Consider the following 276-nt stretch of genomic DNA (forward strand, 5'->3'; position numbering starts at 1 on the left):
CCGTGTTGAGGTAGTTCACCGTCAACGTTGTACCGGCGGTGTCGCCGGGTAATGCGCCGTCGATCACGCCGGCCACTACGGGTTCGGGCAGTTCCAGGCGTGGCTCGCCGACCTGCAGAATATCGGCATGAATGGATTCGCGGATGGCATGGGTGGCGTTGACATGGTTCATCGCGCCGAGCGCGGCGTCCTCGATCAGCAACTGATAGTAGAGCTCCAGTTTGCCGCCGTTGATCGGCGTCAAATGCGCGCCGTCGATGGGGATCAGCAGCGGTT

The 276-nt window shown here is 62.0% G+C and carries 1 protein-coding gene; it reads right to left on the bottom strand.

Annotated elements, in window-relative coordinates; translation table 11 throughout:
• Window positions 1-276, bottom strand: a 276-nt coding sequence (locus QMX93_RS30910) for a hypothetical protein (RefSeq protein ID WP_282359363.1), incomplete at both ends; no start/stop codon positions are given.

The sequence above is a fragment of the Pseudomonas sp. PS01303 genome (genome assembly GCF_029959385.1).
GTDB lineage: Bacteria > Pseudomonadota > Gammaproteobacteria > Pseudomonadales > Pseudomonadaceae > Aquipseudomonas > Aquipseudomonas rustica.